Below are 24,116 nucleotides of genomic sequence, written 5' to 3'. Positions count from 1 at the left end.
CAAAAATTAACTATTTTTGTAGTCAATCAGGATACGTAACATACGGCGTAAAGGCTCAGCAGCACCCCAAAGTAATTGGTCACCGACTGTAAATGCGCCTAAGTATTCTTTACCCATATTAAGTTTACGTAAACGACCTACAGGAACAGACAGTGTTCCAGTCACTGCAACAGGTGTTAAATCTGTCATGGAAGCTTCACGGGTATTCGGTACAACTTTAGACCAGTCATTTGCACTTGCGATAATATCTTCGATTTCATCCAATGGAATATCTTTACGAAGTTTTAACGTTAAAGCTTGAGAATGGCAACGCATTGCACCAATACGTACACAATGACCATCAATAGGTACAATTTGCTGATTGCCTAAGATCTTGTTGGTTTCAACTTGACCTTTCCATTCTTCTTTTGACTGACCGCTTTCGAGCTGTTTGTCGATATATGGAATGAGAGAACCCGCTAAAGGCACGCCAAAGTTTGCAGATGGGAAGCCTTCACCACGTTGTAATTGTGCAATTTTAGAGTCAATGTCTAAAATTGGTGAACGAGGATCATCAAGCAAATCTTTGGTATTGTTATATAAATAACCCATACCTGTGATCAGTTCACGCATGTTTTGCGCGCCTGCACCAGAAGCTGCTTGGTAAGTCATTGAAGTTGCCCATTCCACTAAATTGTTTTGGAATAGACCGCCTAAGCCCATCAGCATCAATGAAACAGTACAGTTACCGCCCACGAAAGTTTTCGTGCCTTTCACTAAACCATCTTTGATGACATTCATATTCACAGGATCGAGAACGATGATCGCTTCATCATCCATACGTAAGGTAGATGCAGCATCAATCCAGTAACCATCCCAACCATCAGCTTTGAGTTTTGGAAAAACTTCAGTGGTATAGTCGCCACCTTGACAGGTAATAATGACATCCATTTGCTTCAGACTGTTAATGTCTGATGCATCCATAAGTGCTGGGGCGGTCTTACCGCCAAACGCAGGAGCTTCACCACCTGCATTACTGGTAGAAAAATAGAATGGCTCAAAATGAGCAAAATCATTCTCTTCAACCATACGTTGCATAAGGACGGAACCAACCATCCCGCGCCAACCGACCAGACCTACTTTCATGTCACTTCGCCTCGGTGCGTTAAAAAATTAATAGGGGGGTTCGAGTGTATCAAAAGGACGTGTAACTGCAATAGCTACACAATCAAAACACCAACAATATTGTGCAATATATCTTGTTTATGTTACATGCAAAACTGATATAAATTTATAAATGAATAAAAATTTAAGAATATAAAGAGTGTAAATTATGTTTTGGATTGAAATTTTAGCAGGATTGGTGATTTGGCTGAGCTTTTGGTCATTGATCCCACGAGATGAATGGTGGTTTCGCGGCGCAGATTTTCCACGACTACAAATCTTAGTCTTAGGTGTCGTGGCATTGCTTTTCCTTATTTTTTGGCAAGGAGAATGGGATGTCAAACGAGATATTATTCTGATTTTGTTGATTGCGGCTTTGGCGTATCAGTTAAAAATGGTCTTGCCTTATACTTTTCTGTGGAAGAAGCAAGTTGCACAAGTGCGCCCAGAACAATTAGAGCCAGATCGTCAAATTTCTTTAATTGTATCTAATGTGCTGACACCAAATGATCAATATCATTTATTGATTGAACAAATTGAAAAGTATCAACCTGACATCGTATTAACGTTAGAAACAGATCAAACTTGGCAGAATGCTTTGTCTAGCATCGAGAAAGATTATCCTTATCGCGTGCCTGTACCTTTAGATAATTTGTATGGCATGCATTTGTATAGCAAACTGAAATTGCTCGACACTGAAGTGAAATTTATTCTGAGTGATGAAATTCCCTCGATTCATACCACCGTGATCTTACGTTCAGGACAGCCTGTGCAGTTGTATTGTTTGCATCCAAAACCACCAAGTCCAACCGAAGCAAAAGACTCGACCTTACGTGATGCCGAGTTATTGATTGTAGGAGATCAAATTAAAGATTTGGATGAAAGTTGCATTGTGATGGGTGATTTAAACGATGTTGCTTGGTCTCGCACGACACGTTTATTTCAACGAATTAGCGGTTTATTAGACCCACGTGTTGGACGTAAATATGTCAATACCTTCCACGCTGATTATAAGCTGTTAAGATGGTCGCTCGATCATATTTTCCATAGTACTGATTTTGCTTTGGTGCAGATGCAACGCTTGCCACATATTGGCTCAGACCATTTTCCTGTATATGTGACTTTACAAACAGGGCGTGTGTTTGAACAAATTCAAGAAGAATTAGAGCAAACCGATGCCGATGAGCAAGAAGCACAACAAGCGATTCAAGAAGGAATTGAAAAAGCAGAGCGTGAAGAAAAAGTAGTCACCGATGAAATTGCACAGGATTATAAATGAGGCTAACCGATTATTATGAAGTTTGTAGCCTTTGTACGAAAAAGCTTACGTCTATTTAGGTGCATAGCGGATAGGCAACGCATGCCGTTGGTTTTAATATAGGCTTATCGGCACACGGAGTAGGGAAAGGAAGAGTCCCCTTAAGGAAGACGAAGCCGATGGAAAATCATCATGGACATGATGTTGGAATGGACAACCAAACACAATAAAAAGAACAGCACTTGAAAGCACAACCTCATATACCCGAGTTTTGCAGGATGCAGAACTCGGGTTATGCTTATTTAGGGTGAGCAAAAATATAAGACCAATACCAGCGTCGAATTCACACTAGACAAATGATGACAAGATAAAAATGTCAATGTTATGATTTCGGCTCACAAACACAATTAGAATATTGGTTATGCACAAAAAAAAATCACCTGAATTGCCGCAATTTTTATGGACAGATTTCAGTATAGACCTGACCTCACATCAATATAAAAATAAGCTTTTGAATCAGCAACAAGGCTTTGACTTAGGTAAAGCACAGCGAAAACTAATTTCACGTTCAGAACTGAGTCAACTCTCAGAGCGCCCAAAGGGAGTCGATGCATTAACGATTTATCATTGGAGTAATCAAGGGCGTGTAGATCGTTTAAAACCTGTACGTGCGAAACGAATGAGCGTTTCGCCATTTGCTTATTTTCGTGGTATGCCTTCTTTGATGTTATATGACCTTGCATGGGAAAAAAGCCATTCAGGTTTAATGCAGCAAATTTGTGGTGATTGTCATTTGTTAAATTTTGGTGGTTTTGCCAGTCCTGAGCGTAATTTATTATTTGGAATTAATGATTTTGATGAAACGTTAGTTGCGCCTTTTGAGTGGGACTTAAAACGCCTTGCAACGAGTTTTATTATCGCAGCAAGTGAAATTAAGCTCGGTGAAAAAGTCGGTTTAAAAGCGATTGAAGTCATGCTTAATGCTTATCGGCAGCATTTACAACATTTTAGAACACTATCACCCTTACAAACTTGGTATGAAAAAGTAGATGCAGCGGTACTTTTGCAACATACCGAAGACCAAAAAATTCGTAAAAAACGTGAAAAACATTTAGCGACAGCGCATCGTCGTACTTCTGCTTCGGTATTGCCGAAACTTACGGATTATGATGCAGAAACTGGGCATCGTTGTTTTATTGATGAGCCACCATTATTGCGTCATCCTGAAAAAGGTGAAGTTTTTGCGAAAAATTCCAAAGCATTTTTTAAGCGTTACCGTGACTCTTTAAAGTCTGACCGTCAGGTATTATTTGATCGTTATAGTTGTACCGATATCGCATTAAAAGTTGTTGGCGTGGGGAGTGTAGGTACACGTGCTGCGATTGCTTTGTTTGAAGATGCAGATCGTGAACCTTTAATTTTACAAATGAAAGAAGCAAATCCTTCTATTTTAAGCTCTTTATTTCTTGAAAAAGCCAAGCATGAAGGCGAACGTGTCATTTCAGGGCAACAGTTAATGCAAGCAGCAAATGATATTTTCTTGGGTTTTGCCTCATATAGTCAGGAGCATCAACAGTTTTATGTCCGCCAGTTACGTGATATGAAAATCTCAATCGACCTTGAAGATATGGACGATGTATATCTTTATGAATATGCCGACAGTTGTGGTTTGGCATTGGCACATGCGCATGCAAAAGCAGGCAATGCCGATGTCTTGATGGGCTATTTGGGTGAAGGTAAGCAAATTGTCAAAGTTCTTCAAGAATATGCGGTTCAATATGCCGAACGCAATGCGGCAGATTATGCACAATTTTTACAAGAAATTGAAAATGGGAAAATAGACGTTGCAGGGGATGAGGTTCTTTAAAATGATCTAAGTCTTACAGCAGCTAAAAATGCCTTTACTTAATCAAAGGCATTTTTTATTCCTACGTAATAAAAGCACGTAATGCTTCGTCAAGCTTATTTATTGCTGTAACACTTGTTTATAAAGCTCAATCGTTTGATCACACATATCTTTTAAACTGAACTGTGTGACAGGTGCAACCTGCTGTGGCTGATCAATATGTAATTTTACAGCATTCAAAAGCGCAATGTTGTCATCTACCGCAATTTTACCTTGTGGATAGACATTTGCTAAAATTTCAGCGACACCGCCTCGATCCCAACCAATGACAGGCGTACCAACAGAAAGTGCCTCCAATGCTGTACGACCAAAAGTTTCGGCTTGATTAGACAAAGACAGCACCAAGTCAGAAAATGCCAGCCATTCTCGGATGTCTGAACGATGACCCACAAAGGTGATGTGATCAGTTAATTTTTTGCTTTTAATGGTGTTTTCTAATTCATCTAAATAAGCTGCTTTTTTCGGGTCTGCGCCACCGACCACAACAGCATGCAGTTGTGGATATTGATCACGCAATTTTTCCATCAGTTCTATCAGCGTTTCATGACCTTTAAGACGAGTAATACGCCCCGGTAGGCAAATTAAAAACTTATTTTCTAGTTGTGGAAAATCTTCAAACGTTTTATTGATCCATTGTGCAGGAGCTTGATAACCATGTGGAAATGCTTTGGGATCAATGCCTCGATAAATACGGACAATATCTTCAGGTGGGCAGTTTTTATAATGATCTGTAATATATTTGACCACGCTGTCAGAGACGGCAATGACTTTTTCAGCCTGAGTCATAATGGCACTGTAGCGATTAATGGAATAAAAACCATGCACAGTGCTGATCAGATGCGGACGTTTTTCTACAGCAATGCCTTTGAGGGCAAAATGCGTTAGCCATGCGGGCACCCGTGAACGTACATGTACAATATCAGGTTGATGCTGTTCAATCAGTTTACGTAGTGGTCGGATTTGCCACAGACTAGACAAAGCTTTTTTATGAATAGGCAGCGTTAAATGGGTTGTTCCTTCTGCTTCTAGTTCGGGAACTAAGCGTCCGCCATTGGACACCACTAAGGATTGATGACCCTCTGCAACGAGCGCTTTGGCAATTTCCAAAGTACCACGTTCTACACCACCACTATTTAGTTCGGGAAGAAGTTGCATTACTTTCATACGTTTTTCCTTGTCATTGTGAGGTTGGTGCAGCGTTTAGAACAGTGTAATCGCACTTTTTGCAACAGATTTAATAAATCTTTTCATAGCCGTCAGGACGAGTTTTGAAGCGACGATGAAACCACATATATTGAGTTGGTGCGATGCGTAATTGCTGTTCAATGATTTTGTTGACACGAATCGCATCATCTAGTTCATCATCACTTGGCAGATGATCCACCGCAGGTTCAATCAACACTCGGTATTGTGGATTTTTAATGTCACCATGACGATAAAAATACAGAGGAATGGCGACCGCTTTAGAAATTTTTAATAAACGACGATGCGCCGTCACTGTTGCTGCAGGTGTACCAAAAAATGGGGCCATAACCCCTTGTTTTAAGCCAAAATCTTGATCAGGGCTATACCAAATCGCATCCCCTTCCTTTAAATGGCGGATAAGCCCCCGCATATCATCATGGTCGATTTGTGCTTTGTAAATGGTGCCACGACAACGATAAATCAGCATATCTAACAAAGGATTGTTTTGTGGACGATAGACCACATCAGGTTCAAAATATTGCGCACATAAATAACCACCCGCATCGAGTAAAGTGCTGTGTGTGCCTAATAACAAAATCCCTTTACCTGCGGCTTGTGCATTTTGAATGTGCTCTAGACCCTCAACTGTTACTCGACCTTTAAACCATTGTGGTGAGTACCAAGCATTTAAGGTTTCAAAAACACCAATCATCATGTCAATAAAAACCTGACGGGCATGCTCTTGTACTTGTTCAGCCGACCATTCAGGGAAACATACTTCGAGATTACGCACAGTGGTTTTACGTCTTGATTTCAGTCGTTTAAATGCAACATTTCCTAGAAAAGTCGCTAAGCGATGCTGAATAGGCCAAGGTAAAATTGCAAGTAACATTAAAAAGACAATGGCGATCCATATTCCCCAATATTGTGGCAATAAGAATGCCCAATAAAACTTTCCTGATACGTACTGATGCTTTTTACTCATATGAATGTGAGGGGTGGCAATGGTTGAGATGGCTGAAGTTTAACATGAACTAAATTTAAAGATGGTAGGCATTGTTTGATAATATGACCAACAAGAATCAGACTGCGATGGCTTTAATTTAATGAAAAGTATACGCTTAATTCAAGGTGATATTACCCTTCAAAAAGTCGATGCAATTGTCAATGCTGCCAATACATCACTTCTCGGTGGTGGTGGAGTAGATGGGGCGATTCATCGGAAAGGTGGCGAAACCATTTTAGCTGAATGTCAAAAAATTCGTGCAAAGCAAGGGGGGTGTGCTGTCGGGGAAGCAGTGATGACGACAGCAGGCGCATTACCGAGTCATTATGTCATTCATACTGTAGGTCCAACATGGCAAGATGGGAAACAGCAGGAAAAACAATTATTGCAAAAAGCGTATAGCAATAGTTTACATCTGGCAGATGAAAAACAGTTGCAAAGTATTGCTTTTCCAAATATTTCTACAGGGATTTATCGTTTTCCAAAATATGATGCAGCAGAAATTGCAGTACAGAGTGCAGTTCATTTTTTGAAAAATGCACAGTATGTGCAAGAGATTCATTTTGTGTGTTTTGATGTGGAAAATTTTAAAATTTATCGCCAACAGTTAGCGCAAATAGATGCAGCCGATGTGCAAATTTTAGGTATATAATTTCTCAAATTTTTTTGTTTACAAGCCACTATGCGCAATCATTTTCTCGATACTCATAAAGCGATTTTGATCTTTTTAGTGGTCTTGGGACATTATATAGAACGTATGATCGGATGGCATAATCCAATCAGCCATACATTGTTGGCAACAATTTATTTGATTCATATGCCTGCCTTTATTTTTGTATCGGGTATTTTGTATAAAGATCAAAATTGGCTGAAAAATATTGTATTTTTTCTATCACTTTATTTTCCATTTCAGTTTTTATTTATCGCATTTGAGAGTTTATGGTCAGGACAGTTTCATTGGAACTGGAATGTGTTGATTAAGCCTTATTGGGTGCTTTGGTATTTGCTCGGTATGATGGTATGGACTGCACTGACTCATTTTCTCATTCAAATATCGAATCGGTTTGCTTTATTTGTATGTCTCTTATTGTCCATTATTGTTGGTTTAAGTCCTTGGAATAATTATTTATATTCAGTGGGTCGGATTTTTGTATTTTTCCCATTTTTTATTTTTGGGGTGCTGTATGGCAAAGTCATCATTGCCAAAATTCAACACTCAATGAGTGCCAAATGGTGGGGCGTGATCTGTCTACTGATATATGCAGCATTGATGTATTTTTCTCAGATCAATCAATATTGGTTATATGGTAGTTTGAGTTATACACAATTAAAAGTCAGTATTTTTGATGGAATATTCATACGAACTTTATGTTTGATGCTATCTGCAGTAGGGGTAGTAGCATTACTGTCTGTTACGCAATTTTTTCAAGGCAAATGGTTGCAATTAGGTACTTATACTTTGCCTGTGTACTTGTTACATGGTTTTGTGGTGATCGCAATTTCGCGGCTTTATTCTCTAGATCTTAATATTTTCATGGAAATAGCGATGTGTATGGCTCTTTCTGTTTTGACGTGTTGGATATTGCAACAATATGTTTTTGATCAAGTATTAAGAAAAATATCATTATGGTTAGTCAAGCCGACTGAAAAATTTATGCATATACAAAATAAAAAATAGGTCTAGGTGTTATGTTTTGGTGCGTTTTTTGCTTGAGATAAAATAGGATCTAAAATAAAACATGCTAGGTGTGGATGAATATATCAAACTTAAAAAATACATTTGAAAATGCACAATATTGGTACGCAAAATTAGAATTATCTTTTAAGGCTGATCATAAACGCACCATTTTACATCGCCGTAAACATTTTGGACCTGTTCGGGTGCAAAAAATGCTGTGGCCTGAAAAAACAGGGGTATGTCATGCCATTATTGTACATCCACCTGCGGGCATTGCTGGGGGCGATCACTTAAGTTTTCAAATTGATGCTGAGCAGTATGCCCATGCCGTAGTTACAACGCCTGGGGCAGGAAAATGGTACAAAAGTAATGGTAAGCCTGCCTTTCAGCATATTCATATTCATGTCAAAAATCATGCGATATTGGAGTGGTTGCCACAGGAAACGATGCTCTTTAATGGTGCAAATGCCAATTCTGAAACGATTGTTCATTTAGATCAGACCGCAAGTTTTATCGGTTGGGATCTATTGGTCTTGGGGCGTCAGGCACAACAAGAAAAATTTGAGCAGGGGCATTATCAAAATCATTTTAAACTATATCGAAATCAGACACTTTTAGTTGCAGATTCACTGAATTTTGTGGGAAATGATCGTTGGTTGAGTTCTTGTTTAGGCATGAATAGTTGGGCTGTGATGGGCAGTTTTTGGGCTGTGCCTCCTGAGAAATTTCGTGCAAATATGCATTTGGATCAGCAGCTTGATTTGATCCGAGAATTGATTATGCGGATGAATACGCCTGTGACTTTGACTATTTTAGGTGATGTGATTTGTGCACGTTATTTAGGACAGGATGTTCGACAATGCCATGACGCTTTTGCAGCCATTCGGGCAAAACTTAGACGTTATTGGTTTGATTTAGATGAAGAATTTCCAAGAATTTGGCGGACTTAGTTTTTAAATATGATTTAGTTTTTAGATGGTAATGTGATGAATATCTCGATAAACTGATTAAAAAATACAACCTCAAAAAGATAAGTTAATGAAAATATTAATATTATTCTGTTGCTTAATACCTTTGTTCTGTTATGCGATGCCTGAAAATGACATTTTCGAAATCAAGCAAGGTATGTCAAAAAATCCGATATTTATAAATAATTTAGAGCGATGTCCAGCGGATACATCACCCAATAAAAAAGCCAAATTCTTACAAGATGATACTATTTTGGCTGCATATTGTCAGAAAAACACTTTAGCATGTTATAAAAAATGTGAGCATGATCAAGGATATGCTTGTTATTTTACAGCATTGAGTTTACAGCAAGCGCATCAAGTACAAGCTGCTGAGCAATTATTTCAAAGAGGCTGTGAATTAGGTGTCGCATCGGCATGTACCAATCGAGCAGCGGGTGCAATGACGTTTATGGACTCATTAAGTTTAGAGCGAAAACAATGTATTACAAGGACATTTGAAAAATCATGCCGTTGGAATGACCCTTGGGGCTGCACAATGTATGCATCTGAGTTAATTAAGAATGATGACTCGAAAGAAAGCTATGATAAAGCGTTAGATGCGCTGATTATGAGTTGTGTTTACGGCAAGTCAGATCCTGCCTGTACACAGGGTTTAGAACTCAAGCGTTATATTTTAGATCATCGTGATTAGAAAAATGAGCACGATTTTTGCATGAATTAAAAAAACAGGAAAATGCTATGGAACTTAATCCCACCGAAAAAGACAAATTATTGATTTTTACCGCAGGCTTGGTGGCAGAGCGTCGCAAAGCTCGCGGTTTAAAACTCAATTATCCTGAAGCGATTGCATTGATTTCTGCAGCATTGTTGGAAGGTGCACGTGATGGGATGACCGTCAGTGAACTTATGCATTACGGCACTACACTACTCACACAAGATGATGTGATGGATGGCGTGGCGGACATGATTGCTGAGGTTCAGGTTGAAGCCACTTTTCCTGATGGTTCAAAGTTGGTGACGGTTCATCAACCCATTCTGTAATAAGGAGCAATGCATGATTCCCGGTGAAGTGATTACCCCTGATGCAGAGATTGAACTCAATGTAGGACGCAAGACCTTAAGCATCAATGTCGCCAATATGGGAGATCGCCCGATTCAAGTGGGTTCGCATTTTCATTTTTATGAAGCCAATGATGCTTTGCAGTTTGACCGCGAGCAAACCAAAGGTTATCGCCTCAATATTGCGGCAGGGACAGCCATTCGTTTTGAGCCGGGGCAAAGTCGTCGTATTGAATTGGTGGCATTGGCAGGCAAGCGTGAAGTGTATGGTTTTGCAGGACGAGTCATGGGAAAACTTGATGATGCGTCAGATACATAATTTAAAATATCCACGAAATTAAGGTATTCAACCATGAAAATATCACGTCGTGCTTATGCAGAAATGTTTGGTCCTACGGTTGGAGATCGTGTCCGTTTAGCTGATACCGAGTTATTTATACAAGTGGAACAAGACCTGACCACTTATGGCGAAGAGGTTAAATTTGGTGGTGGCAAGGTTATCCGTGATGGCATGGGACAGTCACAACTTTTGGCAGATGAAGTTGCAGATACCGTCATTACCAATGCGTTGATTGTGGATTGGTGGGGCATTATCAAAGCCGATGTCGGTCTGAAAAATGGGCGAATTTGGAAAATTGGCAAAGCAGGTAATCCTGATATTCAACCGAATATTACCATTCCTTTAGGTGCGGCAACCGAAGTCATTGCAGGTGAAGGGCAGATTTTGACCGCAGGGGCAATTGATACCCATATCCATTGGATTTGCCCACAACAAGTAGAAACCGCATTGATGGCAGGAACCACGACCATGATTGGTGGCGGAACAGGTCCTGCGGCAGGGACATCGGCAACTACAGTGACCCCTGGACCTTGGCATATTGCCACCATGTTACAAGCGATTGATGATTTGCCGATGAATATTGGGCTGTTGGGTAAAGGGAATTTGAGTCAGCCTGAACCGATTGCAGAACAAATCAAAGCAGGGGTGGTCGGGCTTAAACTACATGAAGATTGGGGCTCGACACCTGCAGCAATTGACAATTGTTTGAGTGTTGCAGACGAATATGATGTACAAGTGGCGATTCATACCGATACTTTAAATGAAAGTGGTTTTTTGGAAGAAACGCTTGCTGCATTTAAAAATAGAACCATTCATACCTACCATACTGAAGGCGCAGGCGGTGGGCATGCACCTGATATTTTAAAAGCGATTGGTCAGGACAATGTATTGCCATCTTCAACCAATCCAACCCGTCCTTATACGGTTAATACCATTGATGAGCATTTGGATATGCTGATGGTTTGTCACCATTTAGACCCTGCCATTGCCGAAGATGTGGCATTTGCTGAAAGTCGAATTCGTCGTGAAACCATTGCCGCAGAAGATATTTTACAAGACTTAGGTGCAATTTCGATGATGTCATCGGATTCGCAAGCGATGGGACGGGTCGGTGAAGTGATCATTCGAACTTGGCAAACTGCCCATAAAATGAAAGTGCAACGTGGCGCATTGCAAGGGGATACACCGCATTGTGATAATCAACGGGTGAAGCGTTATATCGCTAAATATACCATTAACCCTGCCATTACCCATGGTTTAAGTCATGAAGTCGGTTCGGTTGAAGAAGGAAAATTGGCAGATTTGGTGTTATGGAAGCCTGCATTTTTTGGCGTTAAACCGTCCATGATCATTAAAGGTGGCATGATTGCAGCCGCACCGATGGGCGATATTAATGCGTCGATCCCAACGCCTCAACCTGTGCATTATCGTCCGATGTTTGGGGCTTTTCCGCGTGGTGTACATAACACTTGCATTACCTTTCTTTCACAAGTGGCAATTGATGCAGGTGTTGCAGAAAAATTACAGCTTAAAAAGATCATTTCCCCATCAAAAAATACGCGAAAAATCACCAAAAAGGATATGAAGCACAATGATTATTGTCCTGTGATGGAGGTTCATCCTGAAACTTATGAAGTGAAAGCCGATGGCGTGCATTTGACCTGTGAACCTGCCGAAGTGCTACCGATGGCACAACGCTATTTTTTGTTTTAAGGGACGGGTTTGATGGCAATTTATTTGATTCGACATGCAGAAAGTGTAGGAAATGTTGATGGTCAAACAGAATCACATGCCAGTATTGCACTGACTGAGTTGGGGCATTTACAAGCACGACAACTTTTAGCACAGTTGCCGAAGGCTGATCATGTCATTATTTCACCCTTTTTAAGAACTTTACAAACGGCTCAACCCTTGCTTGATCGGGATCAATTAAGTGCCGAAATTTTGCCGATAGAGGAATTCTCTTATCTTTCCGATGTGAAATGCAAAGGTACAACCTTATCGCAGCGTAAACCGTGGGTAGATGCCTATTGGCAGTTGGCGGATGTGGACTATGTCGATGCCTCGGATGCTGAATCTTTTCGAGATTTATATCAAAGAGTTGAAGCTTTATTTACATTTCTTGATCGAGAACAACAACGTTATTTAGATCAAAACTTGATGATTTTTAGTCATGGTCAATTTTTACAGTTATTTCAAATGTTAATGACTAAACCACAGGCAGTTTCAGCCGAATTAATGCGAGCATTTCGCCGCAATATGTTACATCAACCGATTAAAAATACAGAGTTTTTTATTTATAAGTAGGATGCTGATGAAAATATTTACCCAACGATTGGAGCAGACGGAAACTGAAAAGACATTTGAAACGGTTGCTCTGACTTTTGATACCCGTCAAAAAAGTCGTTTTCGTGCCACTTTGGATAATGGTGATGATATTGGCGTGGATTTACCACGTACAGGTATTTTAAGAAGTGGCGCATTGATTGCTACCGAGCAAGGCGAGATTTTAAAGGTCAATGCTAAAGCGGAACATTTGATGCAAGTCACAGCAAAGACCGAGTTTGAGCTGTTAAAAGCAGCATATCACTTGGGCAATCGGCATGTCCCGTTGATGTTGACCCCGACCGCTTTGTATTTTGAGCCTGATCATGTACTTGCGGAAATGGTGCAAGGCTTGGGTTTGGCTGTCACAGAGGTTGATCATCCCTTTGAGCCAGAAAGTGGTGCTTATGCGCAACATACACACAGTCATGAGCGTTTATCGAAAGCAGAAAGTCATCATTTAAGCCCGATCAAGTCTTTACACCATGTCCATTAATGCCGCGCAACTGCTCAAGCTCTTAACGCTTTCTTCAACCGCTTTACCTGTGGGCGCTTATTGTTATTCACAAGGTGTGGAAAGTGCGATTGAAAAAGGCTTGATCCATGATGAAAACAGCAGCAAAGCCTATTTTGAAGATGTTTTGGAAATGCTGTTGCTTCGCTTCGAGCTGCCTATTTTGCAACGGTTAATGCAGCATTTTTCACAGGAAAATGAATTTTTATATTGGGCGCATTTATATCGGGCGAGTCGTGAAAGTAAGGAACTCTTGGCTGAGTCACAACAGTTGGCATTTTCCTTAAATGCATGGATCAAAGATGTCCTTTTACTTGATGTCACGGTGAAAAAACAGTTTGGTTTTGTGCCTGTCTATGCACAGCTCTGTGGTCGTCTAGGCTTAAACGAGGCGGATGTTTTAACTGCTTATAGTTTTTCTGTTTTAGAAAATCAGGTCTTGGCTGCGGTTAAAACCATTCCATTGGGTCAAATGAGCGGTCAACGGATTTTATGGCATTTGCATGGCTTGGTTCCTGCTGCGGTAGAGAAGGCGATGGCGCTACAGGATGATGAAATGAGTAGCAGTTTGCCACAGTACGCCATGCTCAGTATGCAACATGAAACGCAATATTCAAGATTATTCCGTTCTTAAATTAACAACATTTAACTTTAGTATTCACACAAAATAAAGGAAGAAATCATGTCAGAACGTAGTCCATTACGTGTTGGAATTGGTGGTCCTGTTGGATCAGGTAAAACGGCATTGACCTTAAATTTATGTCGTGCATTACGTGACAAATATAATATGGCAGTGGTCACCAATGATATTTATACCAAAGAAGATTCTAACTTTTTAACTCATAATGAAGCCATGTCACCTGATCGTATTGTGGGGGTGGAAACGGGTGGTTGCCCGCATACAGCAATTCGTGAAGATGCATCAATTAACCTTGCTGCAATTGATGATTTATGTGAAAAGTTTGAGGGTTTGGAACTGATTATCATTGAAAGTGGTGGTGATAATTTAGCTGCAACCTTTAGCCCTGAGCTATCCGATTTAACCCTTTATGTGATTGATGTTGCAGGGGGTGAAAAGATTCCTCGTAAAGGTGGACCGGGCATTACCAAGTCAGATTTATTGATTATTAACAAGACAGACTTAGCGCCAATGGTGGGTGCAAATCTTGAGGTGATGGATCAGGATGCAAAACGCATGCGTGGTGATAAACCCTTTTTATTTTCAAATATGAAAACTGAAGATGGTTTGGCTGAAATTATTTTATTTATTGAAAAACAAGGTTTATTTAAAGCCTGAGGAGCGATGGAAATGACAAAATTTGGGCAAAAAAGTATTTTATTTTTTTTATCCTTGAGTCCTGTTTTTGCAATGGCGCATCCCGGGCATGATCAAACTCACTCAGGTTTTGCAGCAGGATTTACACACCCATTCACAGGGCTTGACCATATGATGATGGCGATTGCTTTGGGGGTGTTATTTTATTCAGCCACTAAAAAATGGAATGTGATCGGCATGATTGGTATGGTCTTGGCTTTGGTTGCTGGCTTTGCAATTGGGGTGGCACATTGGATACCTGAAGCATTTGCAGAATATGGCATTGTGGCTTCGCTGATGGTGGTCGCGATTGCATTATGGTCGAAGTCAAACATGATTTTACCTGTAGCAACGGCGATGTTGGTCACTTTTCATGGCGTTGCACATGGTGCTGAACTGGGTGGTGCAGGGCATGTAACAGCTTTGGTTGCAGGTATGGTGGTGGCAATGTCACTGATTTATACTGTGGGTCTACTGTTAGGGAAAGTGATTGCGGACTACATGCCTTATGGTAAAAAAATCGTGGGTGTTTTTGCTGCCTTTGTTGCGTTGATTACTTTGGCTTAATGTGTAGAACATTTCAAAAAATCCTGCATGAAAATGTGGGATTTTTTGTGTCTGATCGTTTTATATAAAAATACTTAACTCACTGAAATTACTCCTCATCCCTGAGTCATATATGGCATAAGAGAAGGAACTTTCAATATTCATTTTCTATCAATCTTGGTTTGTTTTTACTTTTGTAAGTACTTTATTTTAAAAAAACACAAAAAATAAGGCTTCAAATGAAGCCTTAAATTTAACCAAACTATTTTTATTTTAGTTTTATTATTTTTCCATGGTTTTGCACAATGAACAGATCACGCCATTATGTTGATGTGAATACATAATATCAGGACGTTCATAATCTTCATGACATGATACACAATGATAAACCGTCGCAACAGGTGTACCTTCAGCATCATAACGCGGCTCTTTGATGCCATCATTTTCAGACTTAATATAATATTTCCCTTGGGTGATTAAGCCCATCACAGGAGTCAGTACAAATGCCACAACCAAGGCAATCAATGGAGAATAGGCAGCAAGGAAATCCCCAAACAAGCCAAAGAATGCAGCAATGGACAGACCCGCAGCCGCAAGGAAAGAAACCATTCCAACAGGGTTGACGTTATACAACATGTCACGACGATATTCAGGCTCTTTCGGTGACAGCTTAAGCACATATTTATTGATGGCAATATCCGTTGCAACTACAACCACCCAAGCAATGGCAAAGTTAGAATAGAAACCTAAAATTTTACCTAAGACCGCAAACATATTGCCTTCCATCAATGCAAGGGCAATGACAAGATTAACAATGACAAAAACAATGCGTCCCGGATAATGTTTGCTGATACGGGTATACGCACTCGTCCAAGCCAAAGAACCCGAATAAGCATTGGTGACATTAATTTTAATTTGTGAAATCACCACTAAAATCACGGCTAAAGACAGCGCCAACCAACCCGGTAACATGTCATGGAAAGCGGCATTGAACTGTTGTACAGGCTCAGTTGCATTGACACCTGGAATTTTTGTCAGTAAATAAAAACCTAAAAATGCACCAATGATTTGTTTAATTGCACCCAAAATGACCCAACCTGGACCTGCTGAGATGACTGCAATCCACCAAGATTTACTGTTTTCTTTGGTTTTTGCAGGCATAAAGCGCAAATAATCAATTTGCTCACCAATTTGCATAATCAGCGACAAACAAATCCCTGCACCTAGCATAATCGCTGCCATGTCCATAGGTGCATAGCCGCTTGTACCTGTATAGGTGGCAAAAGAGCTGACTAAACTCGGTTCTTTATGAATTAAATATGCCACAGGTCCAATCATCAAAATTAACCAAATCGGCGTGGTCCATACTTGTAATTTACTCAGTGCTTTCATGCCATAAATCACAAGGGGAATGACCATCACTGTGGAAATCAGATAACCAGCCCAGAGCGGAATACCAAGCCCGAGCAGTAAACCTTGCGCCATGATTGAACCTTCAAGCGCAAAGAAAATAAAGGTAAAACTCGCAAAAATAATACTGGTTAACACTGAACCCATATAGCCAAAGCCTGCGCCACGAGTAATCAAATCTAAATCAATATTGTAGCGAGCAGCATAATAGGCAAGTGGAATACCTGTCAGGAAAATAATGATCGCAGCGAAGAGGATCGACATGACAGCATTGGTTGTACCATACGTCATACCAATACTTGCGCCAATTGAAAAATCAGCTAAATAGGCAATGCCGCCTAATGCGGTAATGGCAACAACTTTAGGGCTCCAACGACGAAAACTATGTGGTGCATAACGTAATGTGTAATCTTCTAATGTTTCATTTGCAGCTGAGGAAGTGGCTTTATCCTCAAAAGTATCTGTTGTAGATGGGTTATGCATCGCAAAAACTCCTGTATTTTAATTTTGTGTTTGTCTGGTGTTTTGCAAAATAGATGCCAAATGTTTGAAGGATGTTTTATTTTTATTAAAGGTTTGAATTTTAATAAAATATTTATTATTGATGATTGAGGGGAATAAATTTAAGCGCTATTTTTATCCATCAATGCACTTGAATAAATGCACAAAAAATGACAGAAAATAATGTTTTAAAAATACTATGAGCATTTTTAGCGCATCAAAAAATGAAAATATCGTGTTGATCATATTGAAAAATTCGGACTTGAATCAAAAACTCCGCACTAAAGGCGGAGTTTTTGCAGCTAAAAAAATATAGAAATTAACCTTTACTCATTTCTTCAAGTTCTTCCCAACGCTCAAGTTTTTCTAGCAATAAATCATCAATTTCGGTTAAGCGATTGGACAGTTTCATGGCTTGATCTGAATCAGAAACAAACAATGAACCATCTGCAAGTAGGTTGTTAATTTCAGCTTGTTCCTTTTCCAAAGCTTCCATTTCAGCAGGAAGTTGCTCTAAAGCACGTTGGTCTTTATAGCTCAACTTAACTTTTTTCGGTTGCGTAGCTTGTGCTGCCACCGCTGCAGCTTTTGCTGCGGCTTTTTTTACTGCACTCTTTTGATCCACAACGGTTTGGTCAGGGCGCTGTTCAAGATAATCCTGATAACCACCGATGTATTCATCAATATTGCCTTTACCATCAAAGACCCAAGTCGACGTCACGACATTGTCCATAAAGGCACGGTCATGCGAGATGAGAAGTAATGTACCTTTATAGCCACCGAGCATTTCTTCGAGTAGCTCAAGTGTCACCATATCTAAGTCATTGGTTGGTTCGTCCATGACAATCAGGTTGGATGGTTTAAGTAAAAGCTTAGCCAAAAGAATACGGTTACGTTCACCACCAGACAGTGCTTTTACAGGTGTACGGGCACGTTCAGGTGAGAATAAAAAGTCTTGCAAATAACTATAGATATGACGACGACCACCATTCACATCTACAAAATCAGAACCTTCTGATACGTTATCTTTGACTGATTTTTCTAAATCTAGCGCATTACGCAGTTGGTCAAAATAGGCGACTTCAAGCTGTGTTCCTGTTTTAACGCTGCCTGTATGTTCTTGCTCACCTAAAATGGCTTTAATCAGGGTGGTTTTACCCACACCATTATCACCGACTAAACCAATACGATCACCCCGCAAGACCAATGCAGAGAAATCTTTGATGATCGGTGCATTGTCACCAAAAGTAACGCTGAGATTTTCAATCTCAAAGACCACTTTACCTGAGCGTTGTGCTTCTTGCGTCGCCATACTGACTTTACCTTGTTGTGAGCGACGCGCTTTCGATTCTTCACGTAAAGCTTTTAACGCACGGACACGACCTTCATTACGGGTACGACGTGCTTTGATCCCTTGACGAATCCACACTTCTTCTTCAGCTAAACGTTTATCAAACAGCGCATTTTGCTTATCTTCAGCTTCCATTTGCTGTTCTTTTAGCTCAAGATAACGTGAATAGTTACCCTCATAGCTACGTAAAATCCCACGATCTAGCTCAACAATACGGGTTGCAATGCTGTCAACAAATGAACGGTCATGCGAAATAAACAATAAAGTTAAATTGTTTTGATCCAACAAAAATTTTTCTAACCATTCAATACTTTCAACGTCTAAATGGTTAGTTGGTTCATCGAGTAATAGGACATCAGGCTGGGTCAGTAAAGCACGAGCCAATAACACACGGCGTTTACGTCCACCTGATAAATCTGCTAAGTCTGCTTCTGGGTCTAAGCCCATTTTACTTAAAATTGCATTGACTTTGGTTTCAAGTGACCAACCATCGAGTTGATCCATTTGATGTTGTAGATTGCCCATGCGTTCACAGGCTTCCATGTCGCCGAGTACACAAGCATCGCTCGCTTCATGATATGCTTTTAATACTGAAGCTGCTTGACCTGAACCGTCAGCAACGATGTCAGCAACTTTGCCCGAATCCATCGGTACATCTTGCGCCAACATGGCAATGGTGATGCCATTTTGCAAGGAAACTTCACCTGCATCAGGTAATAAACTTCCCTCAATCAGTTTAAGTAAAGTAGACTTACCTTCACCGTTACGCCCAATCAAACAGACTCGTTCGCCACGTTCTAAACTGAAGTTTGCGCCGTCGAGCAGGGCAGGTCCACCAAACGCAAGTTGGACATCCCTTAAAGTAATATAGGCCATAATGTTTCCTAAACATCCCACAGTGAGGACTAAAAAGTGACTAAACAGAAAAATTTTGATGATCAAGCGTCATTTTCCGCACCCATAGAAGATTTGCAAGTCCGAATTACATTTTTAGATGATTTAGTCGAACAATTAAATGATCAAGTGGCACAACAAAGTTTGGAAATTGCAGATTTAAAGAAACAAATGAAACTCCTTTATCAGCGTGTAGAGTCTGCGGATTTATCAGAAGGCGTTGCAGCTTTTGACCCAATGACCAATCGCCCACCTCACTATTAAGATATTGGCTGAGGTTGTTTTTTCGCTGTAAATTGTGAGATCGCACGGAAAATATATTTGACCTTTGTGTAAAAGCTCGGTGTAATGCTGACTTCCATTTCCTTGTTAACATTGAATTATGCAGAATAAAGTCGTACTTCTTGATATCGAAAATAATATGCCAACATTAAACATGTTAAGGGATATTGTGGAGCATTATTCGGCTTTATATCTATTTAATTGTGCAGGGAAAATTGAGTTTGCATTGGATGATTTGACAGAGCTGGCAAGCTTGATTACGAGTGGACAAATTATTATTTTAGATGTGCCTGAAACCACTGAAAAAGAATATGAATATGCGGTGGTGGTTGGGCAACTTTTAGCATTACTTGAGCAAGATAGCCATATTGAAGTTATTTCTGCGATGCCAACTTGTCAGATGCTCATTGATATGTTGCGTAGTTCAGAGTTGAGTTGTCATTTCATTCAAGTTGAACCTGAAAGTACCACCAAAGCCTCAAAACATACGCTTCCAAGTATTGAAACGATTCAAAAAAAGCCTGCTTTGCAGTTAATTAAAAAATATTGTGATGTTGTCGCAAAAATGACAGGTAAACCCAATACGGTTGAAAAATTAAAAAATTCCCTTGTTAATTGTTTGCAGATTGTGCCTGAAAAAGCCCAACATTTATTGGGTATGTTAATTAATCTAAAAATAGTCAAAAAACAGGATGAGCAAGTTTGGTTTCGCAAAAAATTGTTGAAACAATGGTCACAACTTGATTTAGAACAAAAAAATGGAGTTTCAGAGCGTAAAGTATTAGAAATTGATGCTGTTTTAGAAAAACTCAGTGCTGGTGCAAAACAGGTGATTTCTGAGTTGGAAAAGCAGCAAAATAAAGCAAGTGACACAACATTTTTAAATCAAGATTTTGAAAAAATTGATCCAATTCAGTGGGAAGTAATTCAAAAATTAAATGAATTAAAAACCAATAAACCCAAAGATATTTATGCGCTGCGAGATTTGTTGGAAAAAATGTTTCCACAAGCAGATGTGCGTTTATTGCTCAAAGAATTGATTGAAAAAGGTTATATTTATTGGAATGGGCATGATGTGATTTATAGTCATGAGATGTATTTGAATTAAAAATTAAAATTGTGTTGGGGGACGCATGAAGAAAGTTTATATTTATTAAAGAAATATGAGCTTATTCAGGTGAATAGTAAAAAACAAATTTCATATAGTCCGATTTTATTTGCGAATTAATTTATCAAACAAACTTGCGTTTTATATTCAGCTTATGCAAATCTAATATAGGAATAAAAAGGTGAATTATGGAACACACAGGTCTTTGGGTAGCGGTCATTGTTATTGTTTTTGTCATGGGCTCAATTTTTGGTTTGCGTGTAAGCCCAAGAGAAAAAGCACTAGGTATGATGCGAGAAAAAGCCCGAAAAATGGGATTACATCCACGATTGGTGGCAGCACCTGATTGGACAAAAGTCCCAATGGCAACTGAAAATCGTGCCAGTATGGTGGCGTATTATAGTGTGTTAATTCCAGAAGCTCGCCTACCTTTGATGCGTGCACGTGTAGAAGATCAAAAACTTAAACTGTTGCAGGGCGATGCGAAATTTAATGATTTTCCCATTGCATTAAAAGGTATTTATGCTATTGATATGCAAGCTAACTGTGTGGGACTCTATTGGGATGAAGAATCAGACCTTCGAGCAACCCAGCTAGAAGATATGAAAGCATATTTATTCTCCTTGGCTGAAATTTAACTTAAAAAAATAGGATAGACGGTTCATTATGGCGCAAGCTCCTCGGTCCACAACCAAAAGCACAACTGCAGAAACTCCCAATGCAGGCAAGAAACGTGCCTTAGTGATTGTGGAGTCGCCTGCAAAAGCGAAAACCATTAATAAGTACTTAGGTTCAGATTACATTGTAAAGTCATCTGTAGGTCACGTGCGTGATTTACCCACAGGTGGTTCAAGTAAAACGACAGAAAAAAAACCTGTAACGCGTGCCAAATTGACAGATGCACAGAAGGCTGAAAAAGCACAAACGGCATTGGTCAACCGTATGGGGGTTGACCCAGAGCATGACTGGAAAGCGCAGTATGAAGTGCTTCCAGGCAAAGAGCATGTTGTTGCTGAACTGAAAAAACTCGCTAAAGATGCTGACGAAATCTATCTCGCAACGGATTTGGATAGAGAAGGGGAAGCGATTGCTTGGCATTTACGTGAAGTGATCGGGGGGGACGATAGCCGTTACCATCGTGTTGTTTTTAATGAGATTACCAAAAATGCGATCCAGGATGCGTTTAAACAGCCGACACGCCTTGATTTAAACCGAGTGAATGCACAACAAGCCCGCCGTTTCTTAGATCGTGTGGTGGGCTTTATGGTGTCACCATTGCTATGGGAAAAAATTGCCCGTGGTTTGTCAGCAGGACGGGTACAGTCTGTGGCAGTGAAACTGGTGGTCGAGCGTGAACGTGAAATTCGTGCTTTTATTCCTGAAGAATATTGGCAAGTGTTTGCAGATACTAAGTCTCACAAAGATGACATTCGCTTAGAAGCCGTCAAGCAAGGTGGTAAAACTTTAAAATTGCAAAATAAAGCCCAAACCGATGCTTTATTAAAAATTTTAAATAATGCTGAATATAAAGTTTCAGCCCGTGAAGATAAACCAACGAAGGTCAATCCAAGCGCACCATATATCACCTCGACGCTCCAACAAGCCGCAAGTACACGTCTCGGCTTTTCTGTAAAGAAAACCATGATGCTTGCACAGCGTTTGTATGAAGCAGGTTACATCACCTATATGCGTACTGACTCAACATTCTTGAGTGATGACGCAGTGAATATGGTTCGTGCACATATCGAAGCTGAATTTGGTACGAAATACTTGCCGGCAAAGCCAAATCGTTATGGCAATAAAGCAGGTGCACAAGAAGCTCATGAAGCAATTCGTCCATCGAATGTGGCACTAAAAGGTGATCAACTCGCAGGCGCGGAACGTGATGCACAGCGTTTATATGATTTGATTTGGCGTCAATTTGTCGCATGTCAAATGACCCCTGCTGAATATTTATCTTCAACGATTCTGGTGGATGCCAATGGTGTAGAACTTAAAGCCAAAGGTCGTACTTTAGTTTTTGATGGTTTTACCAAAGTTCGTGGTCAAAATAAATCAGATGATGATGTATTACTTCCTGCGGTGAAAGTGGGTGAAATTCTCAAGTTAGAAAAACTTGATCCATCACAACATTTTACTAAACCACCTGCACGTTTTACCGAAGCATCTTTGGTGAAAGAGCTTGAGAAAAAAGGCATTGGTCGTCCTTCGACTTATGCTGCGATTATTTCAACGATTCAAGATCGTGGTTATGTCAAACTCGACAATCGCCGCCTTTATGCTGAGAAAATGGGTGAAATCGTTACAGATCGTTTGGACGAAAGTTTTAACAATCTAATGAATTATGCTTTTACTGCTGATCTTGAAGGTCAACTGGACAAAGTTGCCGATGGTGAGCGTAATTGGAAAGAGTTACTCGACAGTTTCTATGGCGATTTTAAGAAACGTTTGACGACTGCACAGGGTGAAAATGGCATGCGCCGTAATCTTCCTGTTGAAGTTGAGGCAGTACATTGTAAAGAATGTGAACGCCCAATGCAGATTCGTACAGGGACAACAGGTGTATTCCTTGGCTGTTCTGGTTATAACTTACCACCGAAAGAGCGTTGCAAAGGGACATTGAATTTAACCCCAGTCGAGTCACTTGCTGCATTGTCGGACGATGACGGTGCTGAAACTGCAGATTTGATGTCGAAAAAACGCTGCCCAATTTGCGGTACGGCCATGGATAGTTATGTCATTGACGGTGGTCGTAAGCTACATATTTGTGGTAATAACCCTGATTGTAATGGTTATGAACTCGAAGAAGGTGAGTTCAAAATCAAAGGATATGATGGGCCAACTATTCCTTGTGATAAATGTGATGGCGAAATGCAGCTGAAAACGGGACGCTTTGGTCCTTATTTCGCATGTACAAGCTGTGACAATACCCGCAAAATGTTAAAAAATGGTCAACCTGCGCCGCCGCGTGTAGACCCGATCAAAATGGAACATTTACGCTCAACCAAACATGATGATTATTTTGTATTACGTGATGGTGCGGCGGGTCTGTTCTTAGCAGCAAGTAAGTTCCCGAAAGTTCGTGAAACACGTGCACCTAAAGTTGCTGAGTTGCGTACAGTTGCAGATCAGATTGATCCAAAGTACCAATTTATCTTACAAGCACCTGATCAAGATCCAGATGGTCATCCAACTTTGGTGAAATTTAGCCGTAAAAACCAAGCGCAATATATTGGTTCTGAAACGCCTGAAGGTAAACAAACCAAATGGTCATTGGTTTATCAAGATGGAAAATGGGTTGAAGCTTAATTTTTAATTTTATTA

The 24,116-nt window shown here is 40.0% G+C and carries 23 protein-coding genes; 18 read left to right on the top strand and 5 right to left on the bottom strand.

Going from position 1 to position 24,116, the window contains the following annotated elements; all coding sequences use genetic code 11:
* Positions 1-6 precede the first annotated feature (6 nt).
* Positions 7-1,125 carry an aspartate-semialdehyde dehydrogenase gene (asd, locus tag HUV91_RS13800; RefSeq protein WP_130072134.1) on the bottom strand — a complete coding sequence of 373 codons (1,119 nt, stop codon included), beginning with the start codon at positions 1,123-1,125 and terminating at the stop codon, positions 7-9.
* Positions 1,126-1,312: 187 nt separating this feature from the next.
* Between asd and HUV91_RS13795 the strand changes: the two genes are divergently transcribed.
* Positions 1,313-2,422, top strand: a complete 1,110-nt coding sequence (locus HUV91_RS13795) for an endonuclease/exonuclease/phosphatase family protein (protein WP_174493784.1) — start codon at positions 1,313-1,315, stop codon at positions 2,420-2,422.
* 400 nt (positions 2,423-2,822) lie between these two features.
* Positions 2,823-4,268 (top strand): DUF2252 domain-containing protein, encoded by a 1,446-nt coding sequence (locus HUV91_RS13790; protein WP_174493783.1) that lies wholly within the window; start codon positions 2,823-2,825, stop codon positions 4,266-4,268.
* A 99-nt stretch (positions 4,269-4,367) separates the two neighbouring features.
* On the opposite strand, the gene HUV91_RS13785 is transcribed toward HUV91_RS13790, so the two are convergent.
* Together HUV91_RS13785 and HUV91_RS13780 are read right to left on the bottom strand one after the other, a co-directional pair.
* Positions 4,368-5,471 carry a glycosyltransferase family 4 protein gene (locus tag HUV91_RS13785; protein WP_174493782.1) on the bottom strand — a complete coding sequence of 368 codons (1,104 nt, stop codon included), beginning with the start codon at positions 5,469-5,471 and terminating at the stop codon, positions 4,368-4,370.
* 70 nt (positions 5,472-5,541) lie between these two features.
* Positions 5,542-6,477, bottom strand: a complete 936-nt coding sequence (locus HUV91_RS13780) for a lauroyl acyltransferase (protein WP_174493781.1) — start codon at positions 6,475-6,477, stop codon at positions 5,542-5,544.
* 121 nt (positions 6,478-6,598) lie between these two features.
* On the opposite strand from HUV91_RS13780, the gene HUV91_RS13775 reads away from it, so the two are divergent.
* The 12 genes from HUV91_RS13775 (at position 6,599) to HUV91_RS13720 (ending at position 15,267) form a co-directional block, all read left to right on the top strand.
* Positions 6,599-7,150: an O-acetyl-ADP-ribose deacetylase gene (locus HUV91_RS13775; RefSeq protein ID WP_174493780.1), complete on the top strand. Its 552-nt coding sequence runs from the start codon at positions 6,599-6,601 to the stop codon at positions 7,148-7,150.
* A gap of 30 nt (positions 7,151-7,180) precedes the next feature.
* A complete protein-coding gene (locus HUV91_RS13770) occupies positions 7,181-8,176 on the top strand; it encodes an acyltransferase family protein (protein WP_174493779.1) in 996 nt (331 codons plus the stop codon).
* A gap of 74 nt (positions 8,177-8,250) precedes the next feature.
* Positions 8,251-9,126 (top strand): urease accessory protein UreD, encoded by an 876-nt coding sequence (locus HUV91_RS13765; RefSeq protein WP_174493778.1) that lies wholly within the window; start codon positions 8,251-8,253, stop codon positions 9,124-9,126.
* Between the two features lie 88 nt (positions 9,127-9,214).
* Positions 9,215-9,838 (top strand): hypothetical protein, encoded by a 624-nt coding sequence (locus tag HUV91_RS13760; protein WP_130072126.1) that lies wholly within the window; start codon positions 9,215-9,217, stop codon positions 9,836-9,838.
* A gap of 47 nt (positions 9,839-9,885) precedes the next feature.
* The gene (gene ureA, locus HUV91_RS13755) at positions 9,886-10,188 is read left to right on the top strand and encodes an urease subunit gamma (RefSeq protein WP_174493777.1); all 303 of its coding nucleotides are present in this window, start codon (positions 9,886-9,888) and stop codon (positions 10,186-10,188) included.
* A 13-nt stretch (positions 10,189-10,201) separates the two neighbouring features.
* Positions 10,202-10,525: an urease subunit beta gene (locus tag HUV91_RS16625; protein ID WP_130072124.1), complete on the top strand. Its 324-nt coding sequence runs from the start codon at positions 10,202-10,204 to the stop codon at positions 10,523-10,525.
* A 33-nt stretch (positions 10,526-10,558) separates the two neighbouring features.
* A complete protein-coding gene (gene ureC, locus HUV91_RS13745) occupies positions 10,559-12,259 on the top strand; it encodes an urease subunit alpha (RefSeq protein WP_174493776.1) in 1,701 nt (566 codons plus the stop codon).
* Positions 12,260-12,271: 12 nt separating this feature from the next.
* Positions 12,272-12,853 (top strand): histidine phosphatase family protein, encoded by a 582-nt coding sequence (locus HUV91_RS13740; protein WP_174493775.1) that lies wholly within the window; start codon positions 12,272-12,274, stop codon positions 12,851-12,853.
* A gap of 7 nt (positions 12,854-12,860) precedes the next feature.
* A complete protein-coding gene (gene ureE / locus HUV91_RS13735; protein WP_174493774.1) occupies positions 12,861-13,367 on the top strand; it encodes an urease accessory protein UreE in 507 nt (168 codons plus the stop codon).
* Positions 13,357-14,019, top strand: coding sequence for an urease accessory protein UreF (locus HUV91_RS13730; protein ID WP_130072120.1), 663 nt, complete (start codon positions 13,357-13,359; stop codon positions 14,017-14,019). Before ureE ends, HUV91_RS13730 begins: the two co-directional genes overlap by 11 nt.
* Before the next feature lie 48 nt (positions 14,020-14,067).
* A complete protein-coding gene (gene ureG, locus HUV91_RS13725; protein ID WP_174493773.1) occupies positions 14,068-14,682 on the top strand; it encodes an urease accessory protein UreG in 615 nt (204 codons plus the stop codon).
* 12 nt (positions 14,683-14,694) lie between these two features.
* A complete protein-coding gene (locus tag HUV91_RS13720) occupies positions 14,695-15,267 on the top strand; it encodes a HupE/UreJ family protein (protein WP_174493772.1) in 573 nt (190 codons plus the stop codon).
* Positions 15,268-15,528: 261 nt separating this feature from the next.
* Here HUV91_RS13720 and HUV91_RS13715 read toward each other — a convergent pair whose 3' ends face one another.
* Together HUV91_RS13715 and HUV91_RS13710 are read right to left on the bottom strand one after the other, a co-directional pair.
* Positions 15,529-17,139, bottom strand: a complete 1,611-nt coding sequence (locus HUV91_RS13715) for a purine-cytosine permease family protein (RefSeq protein ID WP_130072117.1) — start codon at positions 17,137-17,139, stop codon at positions 15,529-15,531.
* Positions 17,140-17,476: 337 nt separating this feature from the next.
* Positions 17,477-19,384, bottom strand: coding sequence for an ATP-binding cassette domain-containing protein (locus HUV91_RS13710; RefSeq protein ID WP_174493771.1), 1,908 nt, complete (start codon positions 19,382-19,384; stop codon positions 17,477-17,479).
* 36 nt (positions 19,385-19,420) lie between these two features.
* On the opposite strand from HUV91_RS13710, the gene HUV91_RS13705 reads away from it, so the two are divergent.
* The 4 genes from HUV91_RS13705 (at position 19,421) to topA (ending at position 24,101) form a co-directional block, all read left to right on the top strand.
* Positions 19,421-19,666 carry a SlyX family protein gene (locus tag HUV91_RS13705; protein WP_174493770.1) on the top strand — a complete coding sequence of 82 codons (246 nt, stop codon included), beginning with the start codon at positions 19,421-19,423 and terminating at the stop codon, positions 19,664-19,666.
* Positions 19,667-19,784: 118 nt separating this feature from the next.
* Complete coding sequence (locus HUV91_RS13700; protein ID WP_174493769.1) at positions 19,785-20,792, top strand: hypothetical protein; 1,008 nt, start codon at positions 19,785-19,787, stop codon at positions 20,790-20,792.
* 188 nt (positions 20,793-20,980) lie between these two features.
* Positions 20,981-21,430, top strand: a complete 450-nt coding sequence (locus tag HUV91_RS13695) for an ammonium transporter (protein ID WP_130072113.1) — start codon at positions 20,981-20,983, stop codon at positions 21,428-21,430.
* A 28-nt stretch (positions 21,431-21,458) separates the two neighbouring features.
* Positions 21,459-24,101, top strand: coding sequence for a type I DNA topoisomerase (topA, locus tag HUV91_RS13690; protein ID WP_130072112.1), 2,643 nt, complete (start codon positions 21,459-21,461; stop codon positions 24,099-24,101).
* The last annotated feature ends 15 nt before the right edge of the window (positions 24,102-24,116 follow it).

The sequence above is a fragment of the Acinetobacter sp. Marseille-Q1623 genome, from assembly GCF_902809895.1.
GTDB lineage: Bacteria > Pseudomonadota > Gammaproteobacteria > Pseudomonadales > Moraxellaceae > Acinetobacter > Acinetobacter piscicola_A.
The sequence above is the reverse complement of the archived record's forward strand: the minus strand, read 5'-3'. Positions and strand labels throughout refer to the sequence as shown.